This window comes from Diaphorobacter oryzae DSM 22780 (assembly GCF_059568935.1).
Genome location: NZ_JCANUL010000004.1, coordinates 353,911 through 376,675, shown reverse-complemented (window position 1 = coordinate 376,675; position 22,765 = coordinate 353,911). Strand labels below are relative to the sequence as shown.

Sequence of the window (22,765 nt, the reverse complement as noted above, 5' to 3'; positions counted from 1 at the left end):
TACGGTTGCCGCCATCGTAGAGCGCGGTGTGCAGACGCGCCGACAGATGCGGATGCACGGCGCCGGTGGCCTTGTTCTTGAACGGCGTGACCACCGTGTACTCGGTCGCCACGGCGCCGCTCAGGCGGCGGCCCGAGCCCTGCGCGATCTGGTTTTGCAGCTGGGCCTGGGGCTGGGCCACCAAGGTGGCGCTCACATTGCCGCTGGCGTCATACACCTTGGCCTCCAGCTCCAGGTTCCAGGCCGGAGCGGCGGGAACGCTGGGGGTGCTGGAAGACTTGGAGCCGGGGTAGAGATTGATGATGCGCGTCTCGCCGGGCTGGACATTGCTCAGCTGGGCGCTGAGCACGGCAAAGCGGGCGGAGCCGTCGCGGTGGGAGGAGACCTCATCGGTCTGCAGCGGGATGGAAGAGCCGGCGACCTTGGCCACGAGGCCCTGGGTGGAGGGCTGCCAGTCGCCGGACTTGAAGGGCTGGCCGAAGGTGACGGGCAGGCTGGCCTGGGTCTGGGAGCTGGTGGAGACGACCTCGACGCAGGTGAGGGCGTCGCTGGCGCAGCTGAAGGGCGTGGGCGCCGGGGCAGGGGTGTCGGGCACCGAACTGCCGCCGCCGCTACTGCTGCCGCCACTGCCGCTGTCGATGCTGCCGCCGCTACCGCCGCTACCGCCGCTGTCGATGCTGTTGCCGCCGCCGCCACCACCGCAGGCCGACAGGGTCACGAGAAGGAAGAGGCTGCAGAGCCACTTGTGGCGATCGCCACGGTGAGAGTTGTTGCGAATGACGGGAGTGTCCATGGGGGGATGCCTTGGTACTTCGTTGGACCTGAGGGAATGCTGGATACGCGGCACATGTCGCGTGCCGCTGTCATGGTGGCGTCCTGGCACCAGACCAGATGGCGAACATCCGCGCAGAAGCAGGGCTGCACGGCGAGCTTTTTGAATGGATGGCATGAAATACCCGCGAGTCAGCGGTGCACTGCCAAAAGCTCCAGAAATTATCCGAGCCCGATGTTGCTCCGCGTGCAAGGATTTGTCACCGCAGGCTTCCGGTGTACACCGTTTCCGGGAGGCGGACGTAACCGCCTTACCTGCGGTAACGACTGGGGCGGGGCCGGACCAGGCCCCGCCGGCTCACCAGCCGTAGAAGGCCGCCAGCACCAGCGCCGCCTCGGGCGTGAAGGCGCCCTGCGCCAGGCGCTGCTGCACCTGGGCGTGCGAGAGGCATTCGAAGCGCTCCACCTCGCCGTCCTGGTTCGCGGGCTGGGTGCCGCTGGACAGCGTGGCGCGGAACCAGTCGATGCGCTCCACCATGTAGCCGGCGCCGCCCGCCTCGTCGCTGGGCTGGGCGAAGTCCACATGGCCGCCATGGGCCAGCGCACCCAGGTCGTCGATGCGCAGGCCGGCCTCTTCCCAGGTTTCGCGCTCCAGCGCGCGCTCCAGGCTGTCGGCCGCGGACACCATGCCGCCCATCAGCGTGTCCCACAGGCCCGGGTGGTTGGGCTTGGTGTGCGAACGCTGCTGCACCCACATGGCGCCGTCCGCCGTGCAGCCCACCAGGTGCACGGCCTGCGTGGCCAGGCCCAGCACGCGCACGGCGCCGCGCTCGACGGTGGCCAGGCGGCGCCCGTCGGCAGCGCACACGGCCAGTTGCTCGTCGCGCCAGGGGCCGCAGCGGCCGGCGGCGCGCAGCGCCAGGGCCAGGGCGTTCAGCGCTGCGGTGGCGTCGCCGGCCGGCAAGGCCCAGGCGGGCGCGCCAGAGTGCTCTACTATTGATAGCTTGTGGCGCTTATCCAGTAAGCGCTGCAGGCCGATTTGATTCAAAACATCGGCATCCACCGAGCCCACGGGCTCCTGCCCCACGAGCAGCGGCATGCGCGGCGCGGTCGGGCCGCAGGCGGCACGGGCGCGCGCGGCAGCCACCCAGGCCGGCGGATGGCTAGGCATGGGCGGCCTTCACTGCAGCGTGAGGATGGTGGAGCCGGTGGTCTTGCGCGCCTCCAGGTCGCGGTGCGCCTGCTGCACGTCGGTGAGGGCGTAGCGCTGCGCGATGTGGATCTGCACCTGCCCGCTGGCCACCACGGCGAACAGGTCGTCCGCCATGGCCTGCGTGGCCTCGCGCGTGGCGATGTGGGTGAACAGCGTCTGGCGCGTGACGTAGAGCGAGCCCTTGGCGCCCAGCGCACCCGGTGCGAACGGCGGCACGGGGCCCGAGGCATTGCCGAAGCTGGCCATCAGCCCGAAGGGGCGCAGGCATTCGAGCGACTTGTCCCAGGTGTCCTTGCCCACCGAGTCGTAGACCACCTTCACGCCCTTGCCCTCCGTGATCTCCTTCACGCGCGCGGCGAAGTCCTCGGTGGCGTAGTTGATGGCATGCGCTGCGCCATTGGCCAGCGCCAGCCGGCACTTGGCGTCGCTGCCGGCCGTGCCGATGAGGCGCAGGCCCAGGGCCTTGGCCCACTGGCAGGCGATCAGGCCCACGCCGCCGGCCGCCGCGTGGAACAGCACGAAGTCACCCGGCTCCAGCCCTTCGACAGGGCGCGTCTTCTTGAGCAGGTACTGCGCCGTCAGGCCCTTGAGCATCATGGCCGCGCCGGTCTCGAAGCTGATGGCGTCGGGCAGCCTGCACACGCACTTGGCGGGCATCACGCGCACCTCGCAGTAGCTGCCCGGCGGGTTGCTGGCATAGGCCGCGCGGTCGCCCACCCGCAGGTGCGTGACGCCCTCGCCCACGGCCTCAATCACGCCGGCGCCCTCCATGCCGATGCCCGCGGGCATGGTGAGAGGGTACAGGCCCGTGCGGTGGTACACGTCGATGAAGTTCAGGCCCACGGCGTGGTGGCGGATGCGCACCTCGCCCGGCCCGGGGTCGCCCACCTGCACGTCGGTAATCTGCAGCTCCTCGGGGCCGCCGTGCTGGCGGATCTGTACGGCGAGGGTCATGGGTGCGGTCTCCTTGAAGCGGTTGTTGTGGGGTTCACCAAAGCGGTATTGCGGAATCGTGCCATGTTTCACGGGCCCTTGCCGCGCGCGGGCCACCGCGGTTGACGCAGCCTGTCATCTCTTTGGCTTACAGTTGCACCCCCTATGAACGAACGACTTTCGCCGGGCACCATTGCGATGCTCGTCGCCGCGCCGCTGCTGTGGGCCGGCAATGCCGTGGTAGGCCGTGCGCTGCACACGCTGATTCCTCCCATCACCCTGAACTTCGCGCGCTGGCTGCTGGCCTTCGCGCTGCTGCTGCCCCTGGCCTGGCAGGTGCTGCGCCCCGGCAGCGCGCTGTGGCCGCACTGGCGCCGCTACGCGCTGCTGGGGCTGTTCGGCATCGGCAGCTATAACGCGCTGCAGTACATGGCCCTGCAGACGTCCACGCCGCTGAACGTGACCCTGGTGGGCGCGGGCATGCCCGTGTGGATGCTGATCGTGGGCGCGCTGTTCTTCGGCGTGCCGGCCTCGCGCCGGCAGGTCGCGGGCGTGGTGCTGTCGATCGCGGGCGTGCTGCTGGTGCTCAGCCGCGGCAGTTGGCAGCAGCTGCTGGAGCTGCGCCTGGTGCCCGGCGACCTGTACATGGTGCTGGCCACCATCTCCTGGTCGGTCTACAGCTGGCTGCTGGTGCGCACCCACGAGCCCCAGGGCCTGCGCGGCGACTGGGCGGCCTTCCTCATGGCGCAGATGGTCTTCGGCTTGGGCTGGTCGGGCGCCTTCGCGGGCGCGGAATGGGTGGGCGGCCCCCTGGACATCGTCTGGGGCTGGCCGCTGGCGGCGGGCCTGGCCTTCATCGCCATCGGCCCGGCCATCCTGGCCTACCGCTTCTGGGGCGTGGGCGTGCAGCGCGCGGGGCCGGTGCTGGGGGGCTTCTTCATCAACCTCACGCCGCTGTTCGCGGCCGTGCTCTCGGCGGCCTTCCTGGGCGAGGTGCCGCATCTGTACCACGCGGCGGCCTTCGCCCTCATCGTGGGCGGGATCGTGGTGTCATCGCGGCGCGGCTAGCACCACGCCGGCAGGGGGCGCGGGCGCCGGCCGCGGCGCCCGCATGACCTCCAGCTCCGCCACCGGCATGGGGCGCGCGAACAGGTAGCCCTGGTACAGGTCGCAGCCGTGCAGCGCCAGGAATTCGCGCTGCGCCTCGGTCTCCACGCCCTCGGCCACCACCTCCAGCTCCAGGTTGCGCGCCATGCCCAGAATGGTCTGCACCACCACGTTGTCGCTGTGGCGCTCGCCCAGGTGGTGCACGAAGGACTTGTCGATCTTCAGCCGGTGCAGGGGCAGCCGCGTGAGATAGGCCAGCGACGAGTAGCCGGTGCCGAAGTCATCCACCGCGAAGCGCACGCCCTTGGTGCGCAGCTGGTGCATCTTGGCGATGGAGTCGTCCACATCCTCCAGCACCAGGGACTCGGTGAGCTCCAGCTCCAGCCGGTGCGCGCGGGCGCCCGTCTGCTGCAGCAGCCGCGTGACCAGCTCCACGAAGTCGGGCTGGCGGAACTGGCGCGCGCTCACGTTCACGCTCAGCGACAGCGTGCTCAGATACGGATCGTCCTGCCAGCGGGCGAGCAGCTCGCAGGCATGGCGCAGCACCCAGCGCCCGATGGGCACGATGAGTTCGCTGCCTTCCGCCACGCCGATGAACTGCGCGGGCGGCACCAGGCCGCGCACCGGGTGCTGCCAGCGCAGCAACGCCTCCACCCCCACCATCGTGCCGTCCTGCATGAACTGGGGCTGCAGGTACAGCAGGAACTGGTTGGCTTCCAGGGCCTCCTGCAGGTCGGCCTCCAGCCGTGCGCGCTGGTTGATGGCCTCCTGCATGCGTGGGTCGAAGAAGCACAGCGCATTGCCGTGCGCCGCCTTCACCTGGTACATGGCGATGTCGGCCTGCTTGAGCACCTCGGCGGCGGTCTGCAGCCCGTCGCCGAACAGCGTGGCGCCTATGCTGCAGCTGCCGTGGTAGGTCTGGCCGGCAATCTGGTAGGGCTGGGCCAGCAGTTGCACGATCTTCTCGGCCACGCGGCGGGCCTGGTCTGCGGCCTGGGTGGCATCCCGCGGCAGGTCCACCAGCATGACCACGAACTCGTCCCCCCCCAGCCGCGCCACCGTGTCGGCTGCACGCACGCTGCCCACCAGGCGCTTGGCCACCTGCTGCAGCAGCAGGTCGCCCATCTCGTGGCCCAGGCTGTCGTTGAGGTTCTTGAAGTGGTCCAGGTCGATGAACAGCACCGCGCCCTGCGTGCCCGCGCGCACCGCGGCCGCGCAGGCGTGGCCGATGCTGTCGAGCAGCAGGCGGCGGTTGGGCAGGCCGGTCAGCGGGTCGTAGAACGCCAGCTGCTCGACCTCGGCCGTGGCCAGGCGCAGGTCGGTGACGTCGTGGTAGATGATGACCAGGCCGCCTTCCGGCGTGGCCCGTTCGGTGATCTGGATGAAGTGGCCGTTGGGCAGGCGCTGCTCGTACGTGCCTTGCGGGCTTTGCTGCTCCAGACGCTGCTCCACCCAGTCGCGTTTTTCCTGGGCGCTGGCGCCGGGCAGGTGGTAGTGGGCCGTGGTCTCCAGCACGCGGCGAAACGGCATGCCCACGCCCATGATGCCCGCGAGCCAGGGGAAAATTTCCTCGAAGCGCCGGTTCCATTGCACCACGCAGTGGTTCGCATCCAGCAGCATGAAGCCGCTCACCATGGCCCCCAGCGCCTGGTCCAGCGCGGCCTTGGAGCGCGCCACCACCTGCCGAGCGCGGTACATGCGCTTGAGATAGAGGGTGGCCAGCACGCCGGCCGCCACCACCGTGGCGCCGAGCAGCAGGGCCCCCAGGGCCACGACCAGCGCCTCCTGCTTCCAGGTGGCCAGGGCCGCCGCCCGCGGCAGGCTGGCCGTGATCCACAGGTCCTGGTACAGCAGGGGCCGCGCCGTGACCAGCGCCGGTGCGCCCGACAGGCGCGCACGCGCCTTCCAGAAGCCCGGGCGGCCATGGCGGGCGCCCTCTTCGCGCAGGGAGGGCGCTGCCGTGTGCTGGCGCTCCACCGCTCCCTGGGGCGCCTCCACGCCGATGAGCAGGTCGCCCTGCGCACGCTCCAGCGTCACCTCCAGCTCGGGCGTGTTCAGTCCTTGCATGAGCACCGAGACCAGCGCGTCCGTGGGCACCTGGGCCACGGCCAGCAGCGGCGTGCCGTCGGCCAGCCGCAACTGGCGCGCCGCGTAGAGCACGCGCTCGGAGCTGGTGGCGCTCACGAGCGGCTGGCTCAGGGTCAGCGTGGCCACGGCCGGGGCCATGGCGGTGGCCAGAAAGCCTTCCGGCAGCTCGACGGCCTGCAGGTCGCCCCCGCGTGCCGACGAGGCCAGCAAGGCGCCCTGCGCGTCCAGCAGCGCCACGTAGCGCAGCATCAGGTTCTGGCGGGCCGCGCTGCGCAGCGATTCGCTGGCGGCGCGCGCGTCGAAGTCCGCGCGGCGGCTGCGGCCCATGCCCAGCAATTCCTCGGAGGTGGCCAGCAGCACGTCGAACGACAGCAGCACACGGTTCATGCTGGCCTCAGCCCCCGTGGCAAAGCGGGTGACGCGGGCCTCGCTCGCGGCCAGTGCATCGGCGCGGGCGTTCCACAGCAGCCCGGCTACGGCCGAGGCCAGGCCGAGGAGGAACACCCCGACCACGCTCCAGACGGCCAGGGACAATCGCTTGCTGGCGGCCAGTCTCATGGCACGGCGGGCACGGCAATGCCCCGCGCCGGGCCGATGGTGCGGCGCCAGATGTCGGCGCAGGACACGCTGCAGCGCCGTATCCAGCGCGGCAGCACCGTGGTGTTGAAGATGGCCTCGCGGTTCGCGTCGTCTTGCCGGCTCACGGCGACCAGGGCCATCTCGCCGCGGCGCCCGGTCGTGCAGCGCAGGCTGCCGGTATTGCAGGCCACGCCCTGGGCCGTTTCCGCCTCGGCGCTGAGCCAGATGGCGGTCTCCAGCTTGGGCAGCTCGGCCTGCAGCAGCAGGCGCAGCTCATCGGGCAAGGCCAGCCAGGCCGAGCGGTTGGCGCCGAAGACGGCCATTCCCCAGCTGATGGGCATGGGGTACAGGTGGCTGGCGTGTTGGTGCAGTCCGAGGATGTTGCCCGACATCGCGCCGGTCACGGCGCATTCGCTGGCGCCGGTCTCCATGCTCTTGAGCAGTTGCGCGAACGGCACGAGCTGCGGGAGGGCTCCCAGGGCGGCGATGAAATCACCCTGCGCCGCCGACGACACACGCACCTTCCGCCCGCGCAGGTCCGCCAGGCCGCTCAGCGGCCGCTTGCAAAACAGCACCTGGGCCGGATAGACGTACACCGCCAGGGGCTCGATGCCGTGGTCATCGCGCAAGGCGCGCTCCAGGTACGGGCGGAAGGCGGCCAGCGACGTGCGCAGCGCCGCCATGTCGGGGTTGAGCCCGGGCAGGTCCGCGGCCGTGTACTGCGGGTACTGCGCCGACAGCGAGCTCATGAGAATGGTGCCGAACGGCACCACGCCCAACTGCAGCAGGCGCAGCATTTCCATGCCGGGCACGCCAGCGCGGTCGAAGGGCACGATGTCGGCGCTGAAGCGGCCCTGGCTCAGGCGCGGCAGGTCGCGCGTCCAGAACGGCGCCTCGAGCTGCGTGTATTGCGTGACGGCGCCCAGCCCGCCCACCACGCGCAGCCGAAACCCCGTGGCAGCTTCCGGCTGTGCGGACGGCGCCGCGGGCGCCTGCCCGCCTGCGCACAGTAGCGCCGCACCCAACAGCGGTGCCAGCCGGCGCGTGGCCAGCCCGTGGATCAGATCTCGCAGCATGTGCATGAGACAGCCCTCCAAAGCCAATGTCCTGGCGCGGCGCCCGCCCCGGCGGGTGCCGCAGCGATCCTGGGGCCTACTCCTTCCGTGCGCCATTCCCCTGCGGCGCTCTCAGAACGTGCCGGGGTAGGCGCCCCCATCGGCCAGCACGTTCTGCCCCGTGATGTAACCCGCCTGCACGCTGCACAGGAAGGCGCAGATGGCACCGAACTCCTGCGGCGTGCCAAAGCGCCCCGCGGGGATGGCGGCCTGCTGCGCGCGGCGCAGCTCGTCCACGCTCTTGCCCGCTTGGTTGGCGGCGGCGGTGATGGTGCCCGCCAGGCGGTCGGTGTCGAACTTGCCGGGCAGCAGGTTGTTGATGGTGACGCCGCGGGCGGCGATGGCGCTGCGCGCGGCGCCGGCCACGAAGCCCGTCAGCCCGCTGCGCGCGCCGTTGGACAGGCCCAGGATGTCGATGGGGGCCTTCACGGCGCTGGAGGTGATGTTGACGATGCGGCCAAAGCCGCGCTGCGCCATGCCGTCCACCGTGGCGCGGATGAGTTCGATGGGGGTCAGCATGTTCGCGTCCACGGCGCGCAGCCAGGCCTCGCGGTCCCAGTGGCGGAAGTCGCCGGGCGGCGGGCCGCCGGCGTTGGTGACGACGATGTCGAAATCCCGGCCCGGTCCGCCGGCCACGCTGAAGGCGGCCGCACGGCCCTCGGGCGTGGTGATGTCCGCGGCCACGGTCAGTACCTGGGGTTTGGGGTTATTTTGGCCTCTGGCGCTTTCTGCGCTTGCGCATTCAGCTATCAAATATGTAGCTGTTTGCTGCAACTCCTGCGCGTTGCGGGCATTGATCACCAGGTTCACGCCCTCGCGCGCCAGCGCCTGCGCGCAGCCGCGTCCCAGTCCCTTGCTAGCGCCGCAGACCAGGGCCCATTTGCCGGCAATGCCTAAATCCATCGCGTACTCCGTGCCGCCCTCGCCGGGGCTTTTAACAGTTTGAAACGATCATAGTGGACAGCGCCCCACGTTGCAGCAAGTCGGCGCACGAGTGTGTAACCGCAGCGTGTCGTCCGGCACTGCTGCGCTCGGGAAACCGTGCGTGCCCGGCACGCGGGGGCGGCATGGGCCAGAATCCCTGCCCTGCGGGACCGCCCGCGCGCCCCTGCGCCTTCGCGTGGCCCGGGGCGGACCGTCCTCACCGCTGATCGCTTCACCATGGCCCGTTCCCGACTGCTTCCCGACAACTTCACCCTTGCGCTCGTCGCCATCGTGGCGCTGGCCAGCGTGGCGCCGGCCTCCGGCGCGATAGGCGCCGTACTGGAAAAGGTGACGGTGGCCGTGGTGGCGTTGCTGTTCTTCCTGCATGGCGCCAAGCTGTCGCGCCAGGCCGTGATGGCGGGCCTGGGCCACTGGCGGCTGCACCTGGTGGTGGTGGGCAGCACCTTCGTGCTGTTTCCCCTGCTGGGCTGGCTGCTCAAGCCCGTGCTGCAGCCGCTGGTGACGCCCGAGCTGTACCTGGGCGTGCTCTACCTGTGCGTGCTGCCGGCCACGGTGCAGTCGGCCATCACCTTCACCGCGATGGCGCGCGGCAACATGGCGGCCGCGATCTGCAGCGCGTCGGCCTCCACGCTGCTGGGCATCGTGATCACGCCGCTGCTGGTGAGCGTGGTGCTGCCGCAGGCGGGCTCAGCCCAGCAGGATGTGCTGGGCAGCATCGGGCGCATCATGCTGCAGTTGCTGCTGCCCTTCGTGGCGGGGCATGTGCTGCGACCCTGGATCGGGGGCTTCATCGGCCGCCACGCGGCGGTGCTCAAGTACGTGGACCAGGGCTCGGTGCTGCTGGTGGTCTACACGGCCTTCAGCGCCGCCGTGGTGGCGGGGCTGTGGCGCCAGTTGCCGCTTCCGGCGCTGGCCGGCCTGCTGGTGGTGTGTGCCGTGATCCTGGCGGCGGCGCTCACCACCACCACCTGGCTGGCGCGTCGCCTGGGCTTTTCCAAGGAGGACGAGATCACCATCGTGTTCTGCGGCTCCAAGAAAAGCCTGGTGAGCGGCGTGCCCATGGCCAAGGTGCTGTTCGCCTCGCAGGCGGCGGGCGCCATCGTGCTGCCGCTGATGGTGTTCCACCAGATGCAGCTGATGGTGTGCGCGGTGCTGGCGCAGCGCTACGCGCGGCGCCCGAAGGCGCAGGCGCATCAGGGGTGATCGCCGAGCGGCGCCGTGACCGGGCGCGAGGGTTTCAGGCGGCTGGGCGCCAGCACGCCGGCCGACTCCAGGATGGGATAGGCGATGGAGCAGATGTGCGAGTTGATGCGCTTGAGGTCGCTGATCAGGTCGATGTGCAGCGAGCTCGTCTCCATGCTCTGCACCGTCTTGTCGGACAGGCGCAGCAGGTGGCTGGCGGCGTAGGCGCGTTCCAGATCGCGAAAGCGCACCTTTTCCTCCAGCAGGCGCTGGGCGTCGCGCACGTTGCCGTTGAGAAACACGCTCATGCCCAGGCGCAGGTTGTTCAGCAGGCGCTGGTGCAGTTCGACGATCTCGGCCATGCCGGCCTCTGAGAAGTCGCGGCCCTTGCGGATCTTCTTTTCCTCGATGTCCTGCAGCACGCGTTCGATGATGTCGCCCACCTGCTCCATGTTGATCGTGAAGCTGATGATGTCGGCCCAGCGGCGGCTTTCCTCCTCGCCCAGGGCCTCGCGCGAGATCTTGGTCAGGTAGTACTTGATGGCGGAGTAGAGCTCGTCCACCTCGTCGTCCATCTTGCGCAGGCGCTCGGCCAGTTCCAGGTCGTTGCTGCGGATGACCTGCAGCATGCCGAGCAGCATGGTCTCGACCACGTCGGCCTGGTACAGGGCCTCGCGCGCCGCGCAGGAGATGGCCAGCGACGGCGTGGACAGGGCCGATGGGTCCAGATGCTGGGGCCGGCGGCGTTGCACGCCCTCGGGCTTGGGCAGCAATCGCGCCACCCCGCGCGCCACCCATTGGGTGAAGCCGATGAAGCCCACGCTGATGACCACGTTGTAGGCCAGGTGAAACAGCACCACGCCGTGGGCCACGCCCGGCATGTGGGGCTGCAGGTACTTGAGCCACAGGCCGATGAAGGGCGCCACCAGCGCCACCCCCATGAGCTTGAACACCAGGTTGCCCACAGTGACCTGGCGCACCTCCACGGCCGACTTGGCGGTGGTCAGCACGGCCACCAGGCCGCTGCCCAGGTTGGCGCCCAGCACCAGGCCCAGGGCCACCTCCAGCGGCACCACATGCGAGGCGGCCATGGCCGCGATCAGCAGCACGATGGCCAGGCTGGAGTAGGCCAGAACGGCCAGCACCGCGCCCAGGACGATCTCCAGCACGATGTCGCTGCTCACCGAGCCCAGCATCACCTTGATGACGGGCGAGGCCAGCATGGGGCCGCTGGCCTGCACCACCATCTCCAGCGCCAGCAGCATCAGCCCCAGGCCGATGAGCACGCGCCCCACGCGCCCGGCGGTGCCGGCCTGGCGTGCCAGAAACAGCACCACACCGACGAAGATGAACAGCGGCGACAGCCAGGACAGGTCCAGGGAGAACAGCACCGACATCAGCGCCGTGCCCACGTCGGCGCCGCGCATCACGGCCAGCGCCGCGGGCAGCGTGATCAGGCCCTGGCCCACGAAGGACGAGGTCATGAGCGAGGTGGCGGTGCTCGACTGCACCAGCGCCGTCACGCCCATGCCCGACAGGGCGGCGCTGAAGCGGTTGCCCATGCTGCGCGCCAGCATGGCGCGCAGGTTGGCGCCGAACACGCGCAGCACCCCCGTGCGCACCAGGTGCGTGCCCCACACCAGGAGGGCGATGGCGGCCAGCAGGTTCAACAAATGCTTCATGGACGGTGTTCTGAAGGGGCAGGGCCCCGCGGCAACGAGCGTTGCAGCATACCGCCGAATCACCCGCCGGCGCCCGGAAGCAGCCGTCCGCGGGGCCTGCGGCAGGGGCTTGCGCGGCTCAGGCCGTCCGCGGGGCCCGCTGCGGCAGCGCCAGTACCAGAATGCCCAGCAGCACCGCCAGGGCGCCCAGCGCCTGGCGCGTGCCGACGGCCTCGCCCAGCCAGAGCGCCGCGAGGGCCACGGCCGTGAGCGGCGCCACGGCGGTGAAGGCCGCCGCCTCGCTGCCGCTCACGCGGGCCGCGCCCGCGTACCAGAGCAAAAAGCCGCCCACCGTGGGCACCAGGGCATACCAGGCCACGGCCGCCAGCGCGGCGGGCGAGGGCAGGGCGGCGGTGGGCAGCTCGAAGGCGGCGAAAGGCAGGGCCACGAGCAGGCCCAGGCCCGCCATGGCGGTGGCCTGCGTCAGCGGGGGCAGCGGGCGGACCATGCGCTTGTGCAGCAGGATGAAGGCGCTCTCGCACACCACGGCCGCCAGCACCAGAAAAACGCCGGTCGAGGGCGCGGGCGCGTGCCCGCTCCAGGCCACCGCGAGCACGCCGCCCGTGGCCAGCAGCACGGCCAGCACCAGGCGCGCGCCCGGCCGCTCGCCCAGCACCAGGGCCGAGAACAGGGCCGCCATGGCGGGCAGCGTGCCGATGACCACGCCCGCATCCGCCGCCGGAAGATGGGCCATGCCCGCGATCAGGAAGACCGTGTAGCCCACGCTGCCCGCCGCGGCCTGCAGCGTGAGCAGCAGGCCTTCGCGGCGCGTCAGGGCGGGCCAGCGCTCGCCACGCCACCAGGCCAGCGCCAGCAGCACGGGTAGGGCCAGCGCCAGGCGCAGCACCGTGGCGATGAAGGGGGTGATGCTGCCCGCGAGGAGCTTGGAGACGACCACGGTGGATCCGACGGTCATCATGGCGAGCGCGAGCAGCAGGTATCCGGTCAGGCGGTAGGGCATGGTCAAAAAAAGTCCTCACGCTACGCCGCGCCGCCGGGGCCGTCTTGCACGATATTGCGCAGCCACCGGGGGCAGAATGCGGGCCATGGAAAGACAGCAGGAACGGTTTGCGGCACGGGCCACCCGCTGGCCGGGCGTGCTCGCGGTAGAGGCGGCATCGCACCGGGCGCTGGGGCGGCACACGCATGACCAGTTCGGCATCGGCGTCGTGCTGCAGGGCGTGCATGACTCGGCGAGCGGGCGTGGCGACGTGCGTGCGCTGCCCGGCGATCTCGTCACGGTGAACCCCAACGAGGTGCATGACGGCCGCCCCGTGTGGGGCGCGCCGCGCGCCTGGCGCATGCTGTACCTCGACCCGCCGGTGATTGCGCGCCATGCCGCGCTGCTGGGTGTGTCACCCGGGGCGGAGTTTCACCATCCCGTGCTGGGCGCGCACGGCGCGGCCCGGGCATTCGCGCGGCTGCATGCGGCATTGCTGGCGCCCGAAGGGCGGGACGATGTGGCCGAGCAGGCCTTGCTGGAAGTCCTGGCGGAACTCTTCGGCGCGTGCCATGCCACCGGCGCTGCGCCGCAGGCCGCCCTGCGCCGCGCATGTGAGCGCATCGACGCCGCGCCGCAGGCCCCCGTGGCACTGGAGGACCTGGCGCGGGAGGCGGGCCTGAGCCCCTGGCATTTCCTGCGCCTGTTCAAGGCCCAGACGGGGCTGCCGCCCCATGCCTACCGACTGCAGCGCCAGCTGCAGCGCGCGCGCCGCGATCTGCTGGCGGGGCGGCCCATCGCGCAGGCGGCGCTGGACGCGGGGTTCCACGACCAGAGCCACTTCACCCGCCACTTCGTGCGCGCCTACGGCCTCACGCCGGGGGCCGTCGCGCGGGCGGCGCGCTAGCTGGCCCGGCGCACGCGCAGCAACTCGTCGAGGATCAGGCAGGCGGCCCCGACGGTGATGGCGCAGTCGGCCACGTTGAAGGCCGGGAAATGCCAGCCGCGCAGGTGGAAGTCGAGAAAGTCCACCACGTAGCCGTGCTGCATGCGGTCCACCACGTTGCCGATGGCGCCGCCCAGGATGCTGGACAGGGAGAAGCAAAACAGCTTCTGCCCCGGATGCGCACGCAACTGCCACAGGATGAAGGCCGCGGCCGCCAGGCCGATGCCCGTGAACAGCCAGCGCTGCCAGCCACCCGCGTCGGCCAGGAAGGAGAAGGCCGCGCCCGTGTTGTGCGCACGCACGATGTTGAAGAAGCTGATCACGTAGGTCGCGTCGCCCAGGCGGTAGTAGCCCAGGATCAGCGTCTTGGTGAACTGGTCGGCGACGAAGAGCAGCACCGCCCAGGCCAGCCAGGGCCACAGGCTGGCGCCGCTGCCGCGGGGGCTGCCGGCGCGGGCCATCAGGCGTGCGCCCGGCTTTCGCCGGTGCCGTAGAGGTTGCTCACGCAGCGGCCGCAGAGCGTGGGGTGCTCGGCATGCTGGCCCACATCGGCCCGGTAGTGCCAGCAGCGCTCGCATTTGGCATCAGAACTGGCACCGACGCTTATCTGTAAAGCGCTATCAGCTACTAAATTAATAGCGGAAACGATGAACACGAACTTCAGGTCGTCGCCCAGGCTGGCCAGCAGTGCATGGTCTTCGGGGGCGGCGGTGAGCGTGACCACGGCCTGCAGCGAGGAGCCGACGGTGCCCGCGGTACGCACGGCCTCGATCTCCTTGTTCACCGCATCGCGGATGGCGCGCAGGCGCTCCCACTTGGCGAGCAGTGCCTCGTCGGCCGTGGGGATGGTGCCGTAGGTCTCCAGGTAGATGGACTCGGAGTGGCCGAACACCTTCCAGGCTTCCTCGGCGGTGAAGGACAGGAAGGGCGCCATCCAGCGCAGCATGGCGTGGGTGATCTGGTACAGGGCCGTCTGGGCGCTGCGGCGCGCCAGGCTCTTGGGCGCCGTGGTGTACAGGCGGTCCTTGAGCACGTCGAGGTAGAAGCCCCCCAGGTCTTCCGAGCAGTACAACTGCAGCTTGGCGACCACAGGGTGGAATTCGTACACCTTGTAATGCGCCAGGATGTCCTGCTGCAGCTGCGCCGCGCGCGACAGGGCGTAGCGGTCGATCTCCAGCATCTGCTCGAACGGCACGGCGTCCTGGGCGGGGTCGAAGTCGCTCACGTTGGCCAGCAGGAAGCGCAGCGTGTTGCGGATGCGGCGGTAGGCGTCCACCACGCGCGCCAGGATCTTGTCGTCGATGGCCAGGTCGCCCGAGTAGTCGGTGGCGGCGCACCACAGGCGGATGATCTCGGCGCCGAGCTTGCCGCTCACCTCCTGCGGCGAGACGGTGTTGCCCAGCGACTTGCTCATCTTCTTGCCCTGGCCGTCCACCGTGAAGCCGTGCGTGAGCAGGCTGCGGTAGGGCGCGCGGCCGTAGATGGCCGAGGCCAGCAGCAGCGAGCTGTGGAACCAGCCGCGGTGCTGGTCGTGGCCTTCGAGGTACAGGTCGGCCTCGGGGCCCTCGTCGTGGTGCATGGTGGGGTGCGTGCCGCGCATCACGTGCCAGAAGGTGGAGCCGGAGTCGAACCACACCTCCAGGATGTCGGTGCTCTTGGTGTAGTGCTGGGCGTCCTGCGCGCCCAGGATTTCCTCGGCTGTCACGCGGCTCCAGGCCTCGATGCCGCCCTTTTCGACGATCTCGGCCGCCTGGTCGATGATCTCCATGGTGCGCGGGTGCAGCTCGCCCGAGTCCTGGTGCAGGAAGAACGGGATCGGCACGCCCCAGCTGCGCTGGCGCGAGATGCACCAGTCGGGCCGGCCGGCGATCATGTCGCGCAGACGGGCCTTGCCGTTGTCGGGATAGAAGGCCGTGTGCTCGATGGCGTCCAGCGCGATCTGGCGCAGGGTCTGGGCGGGCTTCTGGGCCGGGTCGGTGAACACGCCTTCGCCCTCGTCCATGCGCACGAACCACTGCGCCGCGGCGCGGTAGATCACGGGCGTCTTGTGGCGCCAGCAGTGCGGGTAGCTGTGGGTGATGGTGGTGGTGTGCAGCAGGCGGCCCGCGCTCTGTAGCGTCTCGATGATCACCGGCACGGCCTTCCAGATGTGCTGGCCGCCGAACAGCGGGAAGTCGGCCGCGTACTGGCCGTTGCCTTGCACGGGGTTCAGGATCTGGTCGTACGCCAGGCCGTGGGCGACGCAGGAGTTGAAGTCGTCCACGCCATAGGCGGGCGAGGAGTGCACCAGGCCCGTGCCGTCCGACGCCGTGGCGTAGTCGGCCAGGTACACAGGCGACAGGCGGCGGTAGCCTGCATCCACGTCGTACAGCGGGTGCTCGAATTCCAGGCCGGCCAGCTTCTCGCCCTGCACCACGGCCAGCACCTGGCCGGCGAGGCCCCAGCGCGTCATGCAGGCCTCGACCAGGGTCTCGGCCACGATGAACAGGCCGCGCTCGGTGTTCACCAGCGCGTAGGGCAGCTCGGGGTTGAGGTTCAGCGCCTGGTTGGCGGGGATGGTCCAGGCCGTGGTGGTCCAGATCACCGCGAAGGCGTCCTTGGACAGCGACGGCAGGCCGAAGGCCGCGGCCAGCCGGGCCGGGTCGTGGGCCTTGAAGGCCACGTCCAGCGTCTGGCTCTTCTTGTCCTGGTATTCGATCTCGAACTCGGCCAGCGACGAGGCGCAGTCGAAGCACCAGTACACGGGCTTCAGGCCGCGGTAGACGAAGCCGCGCTCCATCACCTTCTTGAGCGCGCGGATCTCGCCGGCTTCGCTGGCGAAGTTCATGGTCTTGTAGGGGTTGTCCCACTCACCGAGCACGCCCAGGCGCTTGAAGTCCGCCATCTGTTGGGCGATCTGCTCGGTGGCGAACGCGCGGCCCTTGGCCTGCATCTCGTCGCGCGGCAGGTTGCGGCCGTGCAGCTTCTCGATGGCGTTCTCGATCGGCAGGCCGTGGCAGTCCCAGCCGGGCACGTACAACGCGTCGTAGCCCTCGAGCTGGCGCACCTTGATGATCATGTCCTTGAGGATCTTGTTCACCGCGTGGCCGATGTGCAGCTGGCCGTTGGCGTACGGCGGGCCGTCGTGCAGGATGAATTTCGGCGCGCCGCAGCGCGCGTCGCGCAGCTTCTTGTAGATGCCCTTCTCATCCCATTCCCTGGCCCAGCCCGGCTCGCGCTTGGGCAGGTCGCCGCGCATGGGGAAGGGCGTGTCGGGCATGTTCAGCGTGCCTCGGTAGGCACTGGCGGGGGCGTTCTTGGCGTTGGAGTCGGACATGGGGAACCTTCAAATCTAGGGCGTTCCAGGCGCGGCGCTGGAAAGGTGGGGCGGCGGAGCGGGGCACAAGCGCAAGGGCCGGCCCGCCGGCATCGGCAGGCGGGGCGAAGGCGGCCCCGTCAAATTCGGTCGCGGGTGGTCTGGCGCCGGGTGTCGGTGTAGCTGGGCGCCTGGGTGGATGCGAAATACGCACGCGCATCATCGCAGTCCTTGGCGATGCCGGCCGTGAGGGCGTCGAGGCTGTCGTACTTCAGCTCGTCATGCAGTTTGTGCAGGAGTTCCACGCGCACGATTTTACCGTAGGCCCCTTCGGCGCCCAGTGCGGCGGGCCACTCCAGGCAATGCGTCTCCAGCAGCACACGGCCGCCGTTCACGTCCTGGGGGTCGAGCGAGGGGCGCACGCCCAGGTTGGCCACGCCGGGCAGGGGGTGTTCATGCAGGCCGTGCACCAGCACGGCGAAGATGCCGCTGGCCGCCGGCTTCCAGTGCGCAAAGCGCAGGTTGAGCGTGCGAAAGCCGTCCTGGTGCGGGCCGCTGGCGGCCGAGTGGCCTAGCGTGCGGCCCAGCTTGCGGCCATGCACCACATGGCCGGAAATGGCGTAGGGCCGGCCCAGCAGCCGCGCCGCGTCGCCCATGCGGCCGGCGGCGAGTGCGTCGCGCACGGCGGAGCTGGACACCCGCAGGCCGTGCACCTCGTAGCTGTTCATGCGCGCCACGTCGAAGCCGCGGTCGCGGCCGGTGGTGTCCAGCAGCTGGTAGTCGCCCGCGCGCTGGGCGCCGAAGCGGAAGTCGTCGCCCACCAGGATGTAGCGCGCCCCCAGGCCCTGGATGATCACGTCCTCGATGAACGCCTGGGGCGACTGGCGGGCCAGCCGGTCGTTGAACGGCAGCACCACGGTTTGCTGCACGCCGCAGCGCGCCAGCTCCGAGAGCTTGTCGCGCAGCGTGCCAATGCGTGCGGGCGCCAGCTCGGGGCGTTTGTGCCGGCCGGCAAAGTAGTCGCGCGGGTGGGGCTCGAAGGTCAGCACGCAGCTGTGCACGCCGCGGTGCTGCGCCTCGTTGTTGAGCAGGGCCAGCATGGCCTGGTGGCCACGGTGCACTCCGTCGAAGTTGCCGATGGTGAGGGCGCAGGCGGGTGCCACGTCAGGATGATGGAAGCCGCGGAAGATCTTCATCGCAGTGCTTTTATTTTGATAGCGGTTGGCGCAAGTCCATCAAGCGCTTGACGCCAATTTGTCATGGAAAGGAGTATATTGTGCGCTACCGGGGTGCCCATGGTGGGCCCGCCGGCGAGACGTCAGCGTTCCGATTCTTGTGTTCAGTTGCAGGAGGCGTGTGGTGAAGGTCTTGAAACTGTCGGCCCAGGGGCTGCCGCAATCGTGGATAACGCTTGAACAGGCGGTCACGCACTATGCCGCGGGCGAGGTGCGCTGGGAGCTGGGCGGGCAGATCGCGCTGTTTCGCGGCGGGTACAACGCGATCTCGGGCGAGCAGTCGCAGATCGCGGTGAGCAGCATCATCGGCACGCGCGGCGTGCCCAGCATCAGCCCCTTCGACCTGCGCCCCAGCCTCTCCAACTCCAAACTGTTCACGCGCGACCGCAACATCTGCGCCTATTGCGGCGGGCATTTCCAGGAACATGACCTGACCCGCGAGCACATCGTGCCCTTCGCCAGGCAGGGCGCGGACCACTGGATGAACGTGGTCACCGCCTGCCGTCCCTGCAACCACCGCAAGGGGCCGCGCACGCCCGAACAGGCCCATATGCCGCTGCTGTACACGCCCTATGTGCCCAGCCTGTGGGAGGACTTCATCCTGCGCAACCGCCGCATCCTGGCGGACCAGATGGAGTTCCTCATGGCCCATGTGCCCAAGTCGTCGCGGCTGCTGAGCTGAGCCGCCGCGCCTGGGGCGGGTCAGCCGAGGCCCGCGGCGGTGAAGGACCAGTGCGTCTGGATGATCTGCCAGCGATCGCCGCGCTGCCGGTAGACCTCCGTGCAGTTCCAGCGCATTTCGGCGCCTTCGCTGCCGCTGTAGGACACGAAACGGAAGGTCAGCACGGCAACCTCGCCGATGGTCTGCACCAGCGGCTGGATCATGGTGTGGCGCGGCGCGAAGATCTTGCCGCGCAGGCCGTCGTAATGCGCCTTGAGCTGTTCGAAGCCGTCCAGCCGCGCCGGCAGGAACGGGTCGAAATAGACGACATCGTCCGCGCAGAGGTCCAGAAACCCGTCCGGGTCGCCGTTGCACCAGCGCTCAAGCGCCGCCTGCTCCAGGGCGATCACCGGATGGTCGGACATGTCTTGCCTCTGATGCGGCCGGGGCCTTGCCTTATGCGGCGGCCTTGCGGGCCGCCACCACGAAGCCCTGCACGGGCTCTCCGCCCTCGTAGCGCAGCACCAGGTCTTCGATCTCCACCGACTCGAAGCCGGCCTGGCGGCACAGCTCCTGCACATGGCTGCGCTTGTGGGCATAGCGGCCGTTGGCCTGCAGCACGAGGTCGGGGCCCTCTTCGGGCGCGGTCTCGCAGGAGAAGTAGAAATCGCCCGCGGGCAGCAGGATGCGCTGTGCGTTGGGGATGGTTTCGGTCAGGTCGCCGGTGTAGATCAGCACGTCCAGTGCCGTGATCACCTCGTAGATCGAGCCCGGCGTCTCGCGCACCGCGTCCAGCAGATTGACCGTGTGGAAACGGTCGTACACCTTGTGGCGGTGGGCCTGTTCGATCATTTTGGTGGACACGTCCACGCCGATCAGGAAGCCGTCGATGCGACCCAGGCACACGCCCAGCAGGCCCGTGCCGCAGCCCAGGTCCAGCACGTTGAGGCGCTTTTCGGGGTAGCGCGCCAGGATCTTGTCGGCCACGATCTTGGGCAGCTGGTAGCGCAGGCCGCGCACCGTGTGCTGGTCGTAGACCTCGGCCATGCCGTCGAAGATGTGGCGGTTCAGCTCGATGGGCTGGTGCGGCGGCGTGATGCCGTGGGCCAGCGCGTTGTAATAGGCATAGACCGAGTCACCCGGGGCCAGCTCCAGCAGCGTGGTGGTGTCGGCAATCGCCTGTGCGGGCTTGCCGGCGGCCAGCAGGGTCAGCACGCGCCCCATCAGGGCTTCCGTGTCCTTGGCATCCTGCGCGATCAGGCCGTTCCACAGCTCCAGCGCCTCGGCGTACTGGCCGAGGTTGTTGAGGTCGCGGGCCAGCAGGCGCTGCAGCTGCACGTCGCCGGGCACCAGCTCCAGGCCGCGCCGCAGGTGCTTGACGGCCATCTCGGCGTGACCCGCGCGGTGCGCGATGTCCACCACGCTGGCCAGCACCAGCAGGTTCCGGGGCTCCAGCTGGGCGACCTTCTCGGCCGTTTCTACGGCTTCCTGGAACTGGTTTTGCCGCGCCAGCAGCAGCGCCAGCTCCAGCAGTCCGGGGCCCCAGTCCGGGGCCAGGGCCACGCTCTTGCGCAGGGCCTCGAAGGCGCCCTTCACGTTGCCCGACTTCTCGGCCATCAGGCCCGCCATCATGAAGATGCGCGCGTCATTGGGCAGGATGCGCTGGGCCTTGTTCAACGTCTGGGCGGCTTCGCGCAACTCGCTCTTGGCAATCTGCGTGCGGGCGGTTTCGAGGTACTTGCGGATGGGGTCGGCTTGGGGGGCGGTAGCGCTCATGGAGGAACAGCAAAAATGAAAGGCCCGTGGCGGGCACCGCGGGGCCGAGGCCCCGCGGGGCAATCCGGCATTATCGTGGATTCGCCTCGCCGGGCGCTGGTTCCCACGTGCCGGCGGCGGGGGCTTGCGCGGGCAGGGTGAGCGTGAAGCAGGTGCCCATTCCTGGCGCGGAGCGCACCTGCACGTCGCCGCCGTGCAGGCGCGCCACCCGGCGGGCCATCCACAGGCCCAGGCCGAAGCCCCGGGCCTGGTCGGTGCGGTGGCCGCGCTCGAACTGGTCGAAGATCCACTGCACCGCATCGGGCGGTAGCCCCGGGCCCTCATCCGTGACCGACAGCTCCAGCGCGCCCTGCCCATTCCTGGCTGCGGCTACGAGGATCTGCCCCGGCTGCGCGTACTTGACCGCGTTGTCCACCAGATTGGACAGGGCGATGTGCACCAGAGTGGGGTCGCAGGCCCACTGCGCTGGCGCATCCTGCATGAGCAGCCGCAGCTGGTGGCGCGGCGACCAGCGCACGAGCTGCGCGGCTTCCTCGACGAGGGCCGGGACCGAGGCCAGGCCCGGCTGCAGTGCGAAGCCGGGGGCGTCCAGGCGCTCGCTGACCAGGCAGTTCTCCACAAGCGCCGTCAGGCGGCGGCAGGCGCGGCGGATCTGCGCCGCGCGCTCGACCTGCGGGCTGATCTCGGCCGAGGGGAACGTCCACTGCTCGGTGGCCGCGCTGTCGATCACCGTGAGCGGCGTGCGGAACTCATGGTTCACCATGTTGAAAAACTGGCGCTGCTCCAGGCGCATCGTGCGCTCGCTGTGCAGCGCCGCCTGCAGTGCGTTCTGGGTGTGCAGCAGCTCCTCGGTGCGCAGGCGCACCCGCTCTTCCAGCGAATGCTCGGACCGTCCCAGCGACTCCACCAGCTGCGCCTGCCGCACGATGGAGGCGCGGAACCGCTGGACCAGGCGCAGCCCGACGGCCACCGCGAGCACGATGTTGAGCAGCAGGGCCATGAGCTGCCAGTAGGTGCCCGTGTGGATGGCCGCAGGCACCAGGCCCATGGCGGCAATGGCGACGTAGCCCCCCAGCAGCGCATAGGTGGTGTAGGGCACCATCAGCAAGATGCCCACCAGCGAAGGGCCTTCGCGGCGCATGTTGCTCCAGCCCACCCAGGACGCCAGGATGCTGCACAGCCACGGCACGGCGATCGCGAACGCGGCAAAGGGCGTGTACCAGCCCAGCGGGATGCTGGCAATGCAGGCCAGCGAGGCGAACGTCAGCACGGCCAGTACCTGGTCCACGCGCCGCCAGCGGGTGCCGCGCGTCATCACCTCGCGCACCTGCCAGGCCGAGGCCGCCGGCAGCAGGAAAACACCCACGCTGACCAGCGTGTCGCTCCAGTGCGCATAGGTCTGGGGCAACCACAGCAACGCATAGCCCTGCACGTTGACGCTGTGCACGAAGGCCATCGCGGAGAACGCCGTCATGGCCGTGAGCGCGCGTATGCGCAGTGCCAGCGCGGCGCCGCCCAGCAGCAGGGCCAGCAGCAGGCTGATGCCCAGGTGCGCGCCCGTCGACCATTCCACGCCGGCCAGGTGGGCGACCAGCGCGCTGTTGCGCCGTACGACGGGATACGCGTGCGAGGCGCTGGTGGTCTGCACGCGCAGGATCAGGGGGCGCCCCTCGGTGACGGGGAACAGGAGTTGCCGCGTGCGTATGCGCTGTGCCATGGGCACGTCGTCGCCGCTGTCGCGCCCCCGCCATGTGGCGCCGTCGCCCCCGGGCTGGTACAGCGTCACCTTGTCCAGGTAGGCCGGCGTGATCTCCAGCCACAAAGGGTCGTCCGCGCTGCCGGCCACCACGGGCGGGCTGGCGCGCAGCCAGTACACGCTGCGGCTGTAGCCCTCGTTCAGCGGGCCGTTCAGGGGGGTGAAGGCCGCGTCGGGCAGTGCTGCCACCTCGGCCGCCGTGAAACGGCCGGCGGGGTCTTCCAGCAACTGCACCGGCAGGTCGGTTCCCAGCCGCACCCCGGCCGCGGTCGGCCACAGCAGCGAGGAGCCAAAGATGCACAGCGCCACCAGCCCCAACGACGCGGCGAGCCAGCTGAGGAAGCCAAGGGTGGCGGCCCGGCTGAACGAGTCCTGGTTCATGGTATTAATCAAAATGTATAGCTTGTTGCGCTTGTGGGATAAGGGCTTGAGGCAGTTTTTACTATCAATGGGTGGCGTTGGCGGCCAACCGTGCCACCGGGGCACTCGCAGGGCCCAGGGT

The 22,765-nt window shown here is 69.8% G+C and carries 18 protein-coding genes; 4 read left to right on the top strand and 14 right to left on the bottom strand.

The genetic code is table 11. The features are described 5' to 3' along the window. From BP68_RS09650 to BP68_RS09640, 3 genes are all read right to left on the bottom strand, one after another. Nucleotides 1-793 (bottom strand): RIFT barrel domain-containing protein (locus BP68_RS09650; RefSeq protein WP_496371062.1); only part of this gene is annotated, 793 nt, incomplete at its 3' end. A 336-nt stretch (nt 794-1,129) separates the two neighbouring features. Next, complete coding sequence (locus BP68_RS09645; RefSeq protein WP_496371060.1) at nt 1,130-1,942, bottom strand: NUDIX hydrolase; 813 nt, start codon at nt 1,940-1,942, stop codon at nt 1,130-1,132. 9 nt (nt 1,943-1,951) lie between these two features. Further along, nucleotides 1,952-2,938, bottom strand: a complete 987-nt coding sequence (locus tag BP68_RS09640; protein WP_496371058.1) for a quinone oxidoreductase family protein — start codon at nt 2,936-2,938, stop codon at nt 1,952-1,954. Nucleotides 2,939-3,082: 144 nt separating this feature from the next. On the opposite strand from BP68_RS09640, the gene BP68_RS09635 reads away from it, so the two are divergent. Continuing rightward, the gene (locus tag BP68_RS09635; RefSeq protein ID WP_496371055.1) at nt 3,083-3,985 is read left to right on the top strand and encodes a DMT family transporter; all 903 of its coding nucleotides are present in this window, start codon (nt 3,083-3,085) and stop codon (nt 3,983-3,985) included. Here BP68_RS09635 and BP68_RS09630 read toward each other — a convergent pair. The 3 genes from BP68_RS09630 to BP68_RS09620 form a co-directional block, all read right to left on the bottom strand. Beyond that, nucleotides 3,968-6,670 carry a bifunctional diguanylate cyclase/phosphodiesterase gene (locus tag BP68_RS09630; RefSeq protein ID WP_496371053.1) on the bottom strand — a complete coding sequence of 901 codons (2,703 nt, stop codon included), beginning with the start codon at nt 6,668-6,670 and terminating at the stop codon, nt 3,968-3,970. The two genes, BP68_RS09635 and BP68_RS09630, sit on opposite strands and share 18 nt — an antisense overlap. Continuing rightward, a complete protein-coding gene (locus tag BP68_RS09625) occupies nt 6,667-7,773 on the bottom strand; it encodes a TRAP transporter substrate-binding protein (protein ID WP_496371051.1) in 1,107 nt (368 codons plus the stop codon). Before BP68_RS09625 ends, BP68_RS09630 begins: the two co-directional genes overlap by 4 nt. 105 nt (nt 7,774-7,878) lie before the next feature. Continuing rightward, nucleotides 7,879-8,709, bottom strand: coding sequence for an SDR family oxidoreductase (locus BP68_RS09620; protein ID WP_496371049.1), 831 nt, complete (start codon nt 8,707-8,709; stop codon nt 7,879-7,881). Nucleotides 8,710-8,967: 258 nt separating this feature from the next. Here BP68_RS09620 and BP68_RS09615 point away from each other — a divergent pair, with 258 nt between their 5' ends. Beyond that, nucleotides 8,968-9,954 carry a bile acid:sodium symporter family protein gene (locus BP68_RS09615; RefSeq protein ID WP_496371047.1) on the top strand — a complete coding sequence of 329 codons (987 nt, stop codon included), beginning with the start codon at nt 8,968-8,970 and terminating at the stop codon, nt 9,952-9,954. Here BP68_RS09615 and BP68_RS09610 read toward each other — a convergent pair. Both BP68_RS09610 and BP68_RS09605 read right to left on the bottom strand, forming a co-directional pair. After that, a complete protein-coding gene (locus BP68_RS09610) occupies nt 9,945-11,615 on the bottom strand; it encodes a Na/Pi cotransporter family protein (RefSeq protein ID WP_496371045.1) in 1,671 nt (556 codons plus the stop codon). The two genes, BP68_RS09615 and BP68_RS09610, sit on opposite strands and share 10 nt — an antisense overlap. A gap of 118 nt (nt 11,616-11,733) precedes the next feature. Next, complete coding sequence (locus BP68_RS09605) at nt 11,734-12,615, bottom strand: DMT family transporter (protein ID WP_496371043.1); 882 nt, start codon at nt 12,613-12,615, stop codon at nt 11,734-11,736. Nucleotides 12,616-12,691: 76 nt separating this feature from the next. On the opposite strand from BP68_RS09605, the gene BP68_RS09600 reads away from it, so the two are divergent. Beyond that, nucleotides 12,692-13,501 carry a helix-turn-helix transcriptional regulator gene (locus BP68_RS09600; RefSeq protein ID WP_496371041.1) on the top strand — a complete coding sequence of 270 codons (810 nt, stop codon included), beginning with the start codon at nt 12,692-12,694 and terminating at the stop codon, nt 13,499-13,501. Here the strand turns inward: BP68_RS09600 and lspA are convergent. From lspA to BP68_RS09585, 3 genes are all read right to left on the bottom strand, one after another. Then, nucleotides 13,498-14,001 carry a signal peptidase II gene (gene lspA, locus BP68_RS09595; protein WP_496371039.1) on the bottom strand — a complete coding sequence of 168 codons (504 nt, stop codon included), beginning with the start codon at nt 13,999-14,001 and terminating at the stop codon, nt 13,498-13,500. The genes BP68_RS09600 and lspA overlap by 4 nt on opposite strands. Beyond that, entirely contained in the window at nt 14,001-16,856 is a 2,856-nt protein-coding gene (ileS, locus tag BP68_RS09590; RefSeq protein ID WP_496371037.1) for an isoleucine--tRNA ligase, read from the bottom strand. Before ileS ends, lspA begins: the two co-directional genes overlap by 1 nt. A 119-nt stretch (nt 16,857-16,975) precedes the next feature. Beyond that, a complete protein-coding gene (locus tag BP68_RS09585; protein WP_496371035.1) occupies nt 16,976-18,031 on the bottom strand; it encodes a bifunctional riboflavin kinase/FAD synthetase in 1,056 nt (351 codons plus the stop codon). A gap of 163 nt (nt 18,032-18,194) precedes the next feature. On the opposite strand from BP68_RS09585, the gene BP68_RS09580 reads away from it, so the two are divergent. After that, entirely contained in the window at nt 18,195-18,752 is a 558-nt protein-coding gene (locus BP68_RS09580; protein WP_496371033.1) for an HNH endonuclease, read from the top strand. 20 nt (nt 18,753-18,772) lie between these two features. Here the strand turns inward: BP68_RS09580 and BP68_RS09575 are convergent, their stop codons facing one another. The 3 genes from BP68_RS09575 to BP68_RS09565 all read right to left on the bottom strand — a co-directional run bounded on the left by BP68_RS09575 (nt 18,773) and on the right by BP68_RS09565 (nt 22,644). Continuing rightward, nucleotides 18,773-19,156, bottom strand: coding sequence for a YybH family protein (locus tag BP68_RS09575; protein ID WP_496371031.1), 384 nt, complete (start codon nt 19,154-19,156; stop codon nt 18,773-18,775). Between the two features lie 31 nt (nt 19,157-19,187). Further along, complete coding sequence (locus BP68_RS09570; RefSeq protein ID WP_496371029.1) at nt 19,188-20,507, bottom strand: tetratricopeptide repeat protein; 1,320 nt, start codon at nt 20,505-20,507, stop codon at nt 19,188-19,190. A 70-nt stretch (nt 20,508-20,577) separates the two neighbouring features. Further along, a complete protein-coding gene (locus BP68_RS09565; protein WP_496371027.1) occupies nt 20,578-22,644 on the bottom strand; it encodes a sensor histidine kinase in 2,067 nt (688 codons plus the stop codon). Between the last annotated feature and the right edge of the window lie 121 nt (nt 22,645-22,765).